A 6,400-nucleotide genomic window follows, 5' to 3' on the forward strand; every position below is an offset into this window, starting at 1 on the left:
CCGCGCCGGCCGCCGGCGCCGCGATCATCGCGACCTGGATCGGCGTCTATGCGATGGCCTTCGGCGCCGCGCTGCTGGCCTATGCCTGGGTCGCGCGCCGCCACGCGGGGAGCGGCGGCGGGGCACCGTAGGCTCCTCCGACCGGCCCTCCCGGATCGTCCGGCGGCGGCCGACGTGCCTGTTTTCCGTTCACGGACCGGGCCTCGCGCGGCGCACAGGCGCAAGGTTGCCATCGCATGGCGATTTTAGTGTGCAGCGACCCGGCGCGTGCAATGATCGGGTGTAAACGTTCAGCCTCCTCCCACCCGGTCACGCACGCTTATGCCCGTTGCCTTGTCCCGTATCGCCGCCCTCGCCGGGCTGCTGATCGCCCCCCTGCTCGCCTCCCCCGCCGGCGCGGACGTCGCCGCCCCGCTGGACGATGCGGCGCAGGCGCTCGTGCCGCTGCACCCCAGGGCGGCGGCAGGCCTCGAGATGGCGTATGGCGGCACGCCGATCGACGTGACGACGTTCCACTATGACGGCCTGCGCACCGGCTGGAACCCGGCGGAGACCGACCTCGCCGCGGCGACCGTCGCCTCCCCGCGCTTCGGCCGGCTGGCCGCGTTGCCGGTGGACGGGCTTGTGCTCGCCCAGCCCCTGCTGGTCGCGAACCTGCGGATGCCGGACGGGCAGGCGCATCAGGTGCTGGTCGTCGCGACCGGCCACGACAGCGTCTATGCGTTCGACGCCCGCACCTATGCCCTGCTCTGGCGGCGCAGCCTCGGCGTGCCGCAATCGGCACGCGACGTTGGCTGCCCGGACGTGCAGGGGGAATACGGCATCTCCAGCACACCGGTCATCATGCGCGGACCCGATGGGGGCGCCACGCTCTACGTGGCCGCGGCGGTCGAACCCGCGCCCGGCCGTTTCGAGACGGATCTGCACGCCATCGATCTGGCGACCGGCCGCGACCGCGTGCCGTCGGTCGCGATCGACGCGGAAGCGCGGCTCGATGACGGTTCGGTGCTGCGCTACGATCCGCGCAGCCAGTGGAACCGCGCCGGCCTCGCCTTCGCCAACGGCGCGCTCTATGTCGGCATCGGGTCGCACTGCGACACCAATCGCGACAGCGTGTCGGGCTGGCTGCTGCGCTACGGCCCCGCGCTGACGCCGGACGCGACGTTTCACACCATCGAGGCCGCGGGCGCGCGCAGCCGCCTCGCCGGCATCTGGATGAGCGGCTTCGCCCCGGCCGTCGATGACGAGGGCAACGTCTTCGTCGTCACCGGCAACGGCAGCTTCCAGCCGATCGCCGGCCATCGTGCCTGGGGGCAGAGCGTGCTGCGGCTCGACCCGCGGCTCGACGACGTGATCGGCAGCTTCACCCCGCTCGAACACACGGCGCTGACGGACAACGACCTGGATTTCGGATCGGGCGGCGTCATGCTGCTGCCGCCCACCGGGCCGCAGCCGGCCACCCGCATGGCGGTCGCGATCGGCAAGGACGCCGTCCTGTATCTGCTGGACCAGCACCATCTCGGCGGCCCGGCCGAGCCGCATGCCGGGGCGCTCCAGGCGACGCGCATCGGCGAGTCCGGCGCGGGGCTGTGGGGCGGACCGGCCTTCTATGCCGGCCCCGCCGGTCCGACCGTCTATGTGCAGATCACCGCCGACGTCCTGCGCGCCTATCTCGTCGCCTCGGGCGAGGTGCCGTCGATGCGGGAGGTCGCGCGCGGCACCAGCGAGGCCGGCTACGGCGGCTCGATGCCGGTGGTGTCGTCGAACGGCGCCGCGGCCGGCAGCGGCGTGGTGTGGGTGGTCCGGCGCGATCACGTGCTGACCCTGGAAGCCTATGACGCCGTCCGCCTCGGCCCGCCGATCTATCGGGCGGTCGCCGGCGCCTGGCCCGGGCCGATCACCAACGCCTTCATCAGCCCCGTGGTCGCCAACGGCCGCGTGTACGTCGCGTCCTATCGCAGCGTCAGCGTCTTCGGCCTCACGCCCCCCTAACCGGCGGCGGCGAAACGGATCGGCTGCGCCCCCTCCCACAGCGCGCGCCGGCCCAGCGGCGCGAGCGTGTCGAGTCCGGACGTGATCGTGAGGAAATGATTGCCGGCCAGCTGCCCGACCTTCGAGGCGAAGTGCACTCCGCCATAGGCCAGCAGGATTTCCGTCTCGCTGATCCCGCCCGGGTAGAGGATGACCTGCCCGGGTGCCGGATAGCTCGTGTGGTTCTCGTAGCCGACCGCGAAATCCATGTCGCCGAGCGGCATCCACACCGCCTCGCCGCTCCAGCGGACATGCACGAGCCGGCTTTCGAACGGCAGGCGCGCGACGAAGGCGGCGCAGGTCTGCGGCGCGTCCGCCCATTCGAGCCGGGCATCGTAGCTATAGGGACCGGCGGTGACGGTCAGGTGGGTGATCGGCGGAACGGCGGTCATGAGGGGCGGATGCTCCTGGCGGGATGGGGGGTCAGTCGAGGGTCGCGAGCAGCCCGGCCAGCAGACGGGCGCGCTCCGGCAGGCTGTCGATCACGATGTGCTCCTCCAGCGTATGCGCGCCGTCGCCCCGCACGCCGAGGCCGTCGAGCGTGGGGATGCCGAGCGCGCCGGTGAAATTGCCGTCCGAGCCGCCGCCCGACGCCTGCGCGGTGATGGCGAAGCCGAGCCCGGCGGCGAGGTCGCGCGCCGCCGCATAGAGCCGCTCGCCCCCCGGATTGCCGCGCTCCCACAGCGGGCGCACCGGGCCGGGGGTGACGGTGACGCGGCATCCCTCCCCCACCGCCCGCAGGCCGGCCATCGCCGCGTCCGCCTGCGCCAGGTCGGCGGCGGTGCGCGCCATCGTCAGCACCTCCGCCTCGCACAGCATGGCCACGCAGTTCGACCAGGCGCCGCCGCGCACGATGCCGACGCTGTAGGTCGGGCTGTCGCCGCTCATGCCCTCGATCGCCAGGATCTGCCGCGCCATCTCGCGGATCGCCGAGGCGCCGGCCGCGAGCTGCGCGCCGGCATGGCTCGGTCGGCCATGGGTCGCGATGCGGTAGCGGGCAATCGCATACCGGGCCACGACCACGCCGCCATCGGCCCGCGCGGGTTCGGGTACCAGGACATAGCGGTGCCGCGCCGCCTCCGCCTCGATCAGGTCGCGGGTGCTGGGGCTGCCCACTTCCTCGTCGCTGGTGAACAGGATCGTCACCGGCAGCGCGGTCGGCACGGCGGCGTCCTGCAGCGCGCGCAGCGCCGCGAGCATCAGCATGTTGCCGCCTTTCATGTCGAACAGGCCCGGGCCGTAGCAGCGGCCGCCGTCATGCCGCCATGCCAGCGTGCCGAGCGTGCCGACCGGATGCACCGTGTCCATGTGCCCCAGCAGCAGGATTCCGGGCGTGCCGGCCCGCGGATGCGGGATGCGGGCGCGCAGGCAGTCGCCGAAGCCCATGCGGCCGGGGATGCGCTCGACCGACGCGCCGAGCAGCGCGAGATCGCGGCCCGCCAGGTCCATCATCCGCCCGACCGCCGCGGTGTCCCAGGTCGGGCTCTCGCAGGCGACCCAGGGGCGCAGGGACTCGAGGATCGTGGCGGCGTCGAAACGCAGGGCGTCGAGGGTCATCGCGGGGCCTGTCCTGTCGCGCAGGACGCGGCAGGCACGGCGCGTGCCACGTCAGGCCGGCGACGCTAGACCGTCACCGGCCGCGCGTCAGCCCGCGTGGCCGCCGCCCTTCAGCAAGGTCACCGGCACATGCGCCGCGTGGATGACGCCCTGGGCCACCGAGCCGAGCATCGCCGCGCCGACCCGGCCACGGCCATGCGTGCCCATGACGATCTGATCGGCGTGCTCGGTCGCGGCCACGCCGGCGATCGTCTCCGCGAGCGGGCCGAACGCGCCCCTCGTGACGCAGGACACGCCGCCGGCATGACAGCGCGCCGCGGCGCGGGCGAGGATACGGTCGGACGCCGCCGCCGCCACCGCGCGCTCATCGCGCTCGCCCGCGTCGATGTCCGACAGGTCGAGCGTCCCGCGGTTCTGCACGTTCAGCAGCACCAGCGACCCCGACGTCGCCTGCGCAAGGCGCGTCGCGAACTCCACCGCGCGCAGCGACGCGGCGGACCCGTCCACGGCGACCAGCAGCTTCACGGCATGATCCCCTTGCGGTGTGCAGAAGCGCCGGCCGGACGCGGCGCCGCGTTCAGCCGGGCGGTCCGATCGTGACGCCGGTTTCCGGTTCGATCCAGACGATCTTGTCCACCACCCGCACCACGCCGGGCACGTTTTCCGCCAGCACCCGCAGCGCCTCGCGCTGGCGCTCGTCGACGATGACGCCGTCCAGCGTGGCGACCCCGCCGCTGACCGCGACGGTGACGCCGGAATGGCCGCTCCAGGGCGCGTCCGCCATCGCGCGGCGGATGTCGTCGGCGATCGCCGCGTCGGGGCGGACCACGATGGTGGAATCGTCCAGCAGCCGCGCCAGCGCCCGCACCAGATCGGCGCGGCTGACGATGCCGACCAGCACGCCATCCTCGACGACCGGCAGGCGCCGGATGCGCTTGCGCTCCATCAGCCGCACCGCCTCGCCGAGATCGGTGTCCGGCGTCGCGGTGATCACGTCGCTGGTCATGATCTCCTCCACCCGGCGCGCATGGGTGTGGACGTATTCGCGCGCCAGCTGGCCGGTGCCGATCAGGAACTCGAGCCAGCGCGGGCGGCGATAGCCGGTATCCAGCTCCGTCCGGCGCAGCAAGTCGGATTCCGTCAGGATGCCACGCAGGTGGCGCTGCCCATCCACCACCGGCACGCCGCTCACCCGGCGATCGATCATCACGCCCACCGCGCGGGCCACGCTGTCGGCGGGCTCCACGGTTGCGACCTCCGGGGTCATGACATCGGAAATCTTCACGGTATTCCTCCTCGTCCGGCCGCGTGCACGAAACACCGGGGCGACACGCGCCGCCTTGATCCCGCTCAATCGCGCGCCGCTCATCGGACGGCATCGAACGATCGGGTCATAGACGATTTTTGTGGCACGCCGATGCTGCATGTGCGATATTCGGGATGTCCGATGACCGCTGCGGGAGAGACCGGTGCCCGCTGCACCGGCGCCGACGGAGCAACCCCCCAGGAAACTCTCAGGCACCAGGGACCGCCGCGGAAGGACGATCTGGAGAGAGGCGCGACCGTGCGCCCGCCGAAGGGGACGCCCGATCAACGCCGCACGGCGTGACGGGCCAAGCTCTCAGGCACCGTGACAGATGGGGGCAGGAGACGGACGGCAACCGGTCTCGCTGCTCACCCTCGCCACGGAGACACGGGTCATGGACACCGTCATCGTCATCGGAGCCGGCATCACCGGCGTGACCACCGCCTATGCCCTGCTGCGCCGGGGCCATCGCGTCATCGTGCTCGACCGCCAGCGCTACGCGGCGATGGAGGCGTCCTATGCCAACGGCGGCCAGCTCTCGGCGAGCAACGCCGAGGTGTGGAACAGCTGGGGCACGCTGCTCAAGGGCGCGAAATGGATGCTGCGCCGCGACGCGCCGCTGCTCGTCAATCCCCGGCCGAGCCTGCACAAATACGGCTGGTTCGCCGAGTTCGCGGCGCAGATCCGCAACTACCGCACCCACACGATCGAGACGACGCGGCTCGCGATCGAGGCGCGCCGCCACCTGTTTGCCATCGCCGAGCAGGAGGGGATCGACTTCGACCATGTCCGGCGCGGCATCCTGCACATCTACCGCGACCGCGCCGGCTTCGCCGCGGCGACGCGCGTCAACGCGCTGCTGCGCGAAGGCGGCCTCGACCGCCGCGCGGTGACGCCGGAGGAGATGCGCGCGATCGAGCCGACGCTGCACGGCGCCTTTCACGGCGGCTTCTACACCCCGTCGGATTCCACCGGCGACATTCACAAGTTCACGCGCGGTCTCGCCGATGCCTGCATCCGGCGCGGTGCCCGCTTCATCTTCGACGCGGACGTGACGGCGCTGACGCATGCGCGCGGCGGCATCGGCGTCACGTGGCAGGCGGGCGGCGAGGGGCCGAACGTGCCGACCGCCGGCGCCGTCGTGGTCTGCGCGGGCGTCGCCAGCCGCCGCTTCGCCGCGATGCTCGGCGACCGCGTCAACGTCTATCCGGTGAAGGGCTATTCGATCACCGTGCATCTCGACGACGCGGCAAGCCGCGCGGCGGCGCCCATGGTGAGTCTGCTCGACGACGCGACGAAGATCGTGGCGAGCCGCCTCGGCCCCGACCGCTTCCGCGTCGCCGGCACGGCGGAGTTCAACGGCGAGGACCGCGACATCCGCGCCGCGCGCATCCGCCCGCTCGTCGCATGGACCGAGGCGCTGTTCCCCGGCGTTTCGACCGAGCGCGTGACGCCGTGGGCCGGGCTGCGCCCGATGACGCCGAGCCTGATGCCGCGCGTCGGCGC

General features: G+C 72.5%; 6 protein-coding genes and 2 riboswitches. Of the genes, 2 read left to right on the top strand and 4 right to left on the bottom strand.

Annotated elements, in window-relative coordinates; all coding sequences use genetic code 11:
- Positions 1–333: 333 nt before the first annotated feature.
- Positions 334–1,992: a hypothetical protein gene (locus B8460_RS13885; protein WP_148360608.1), complete on the top strand. Its 1,659-nt coding sequence runs from the start codon at positions 334–336 to the stop codon at positions 1,990–1,992.
- Here the strand turns inward: B8460_RS13885 and B8460_RS13890 are convergent.
- The 4 genes from B8460_RS13890 to B8460_RS13905 form a co-directional block, all read right to left on the bottom strand.
- Positions 1,989–2,423, bottom strand: coding sequence for a DUF3830 family protein (locus B8460_RS13890; RefSeq protein ID WP_199445649.1), 435 nt, complete (start codon positions 2,421–2,423; stop codon positions 1,989–1,991). The two genes, B8460_RS13885 and B8460_RS13890, sit on opposite strands and share 4 nt — an antisense overlap.
- A 31-nt stretch (positions 2,424–2,454) precedes the next feature.
- On the bottom strand, positions 2,455–3,588 hold the full coding sequence (locus tag B8460_RS13895; RefSeq protein WP_048862206.1) for a M20/M25/M40 family metallo-hydrolase: 1,134 nt from the start codon (positions 3,586–3,588) through the stop codon (positions 2,455–2,457).
- An 87-nt stretch (positions 3,589–3,675) separates the two neighbouring features.
- A complete protein-coding gene (locus B8460_RS13900) occupies positions 3,676–4,113 on the bottom strand; it encodes a universal stress protein (protein WP_048862207.1) in 438 nt (145 codons plus the stop codon).
- Positions 4,114–4,165: 52 nt separating this feature from the next.
- On the bottom strand, positions 4,166–4,873 hold the full coding sequence (locus B8460_RS13905; RefSeq protein ID WP_158322856.1) for a CBS domain-containing protein: 708 nt from the start codon (positions 4,871–4,873) through the stop codon (positions 4,166–4,168).
- Positions 4,874–5,035: 162 nt separating this feature from the next.
- A riboswitch (glycine riboswitch) is annotated at positions 5,036–5,129 on the top strand.
- A 3-nt stretch (positions 5,130–5,132) separates the two neighbouring features.
- Positions 5,133–5,227: riboswitch (glycine riboswitch) on the top strand.
- A 61-nt stretch (positions 5,228–5,288) separates the two neighbouring features.
- On the opposite strand from B8460_RS13905, the gene B8460_RS13910 reads away from it, so the two are divergent.
- A partial coding sequence (locus tag B8460_RS13910) for a D-amino acid dehydrogenase (RefSeq protein ID WP_048862209.1) occupies positions 5,289–6,400 on the top strand: 1,112 nt, incomplete at its 3' end.

Origin of the sequence: Acidisphaera rubrifaciens HS-AP3 (assembly GCF_000964365.1) — a bacterium.
Classification (GTDB): Bacteria; Pseudomonadota; Alphaproteobacteria; order Acetobacterales; family Acetobacteraceae; genus Acidisphaera; species Acidisphaera rubrifaciens.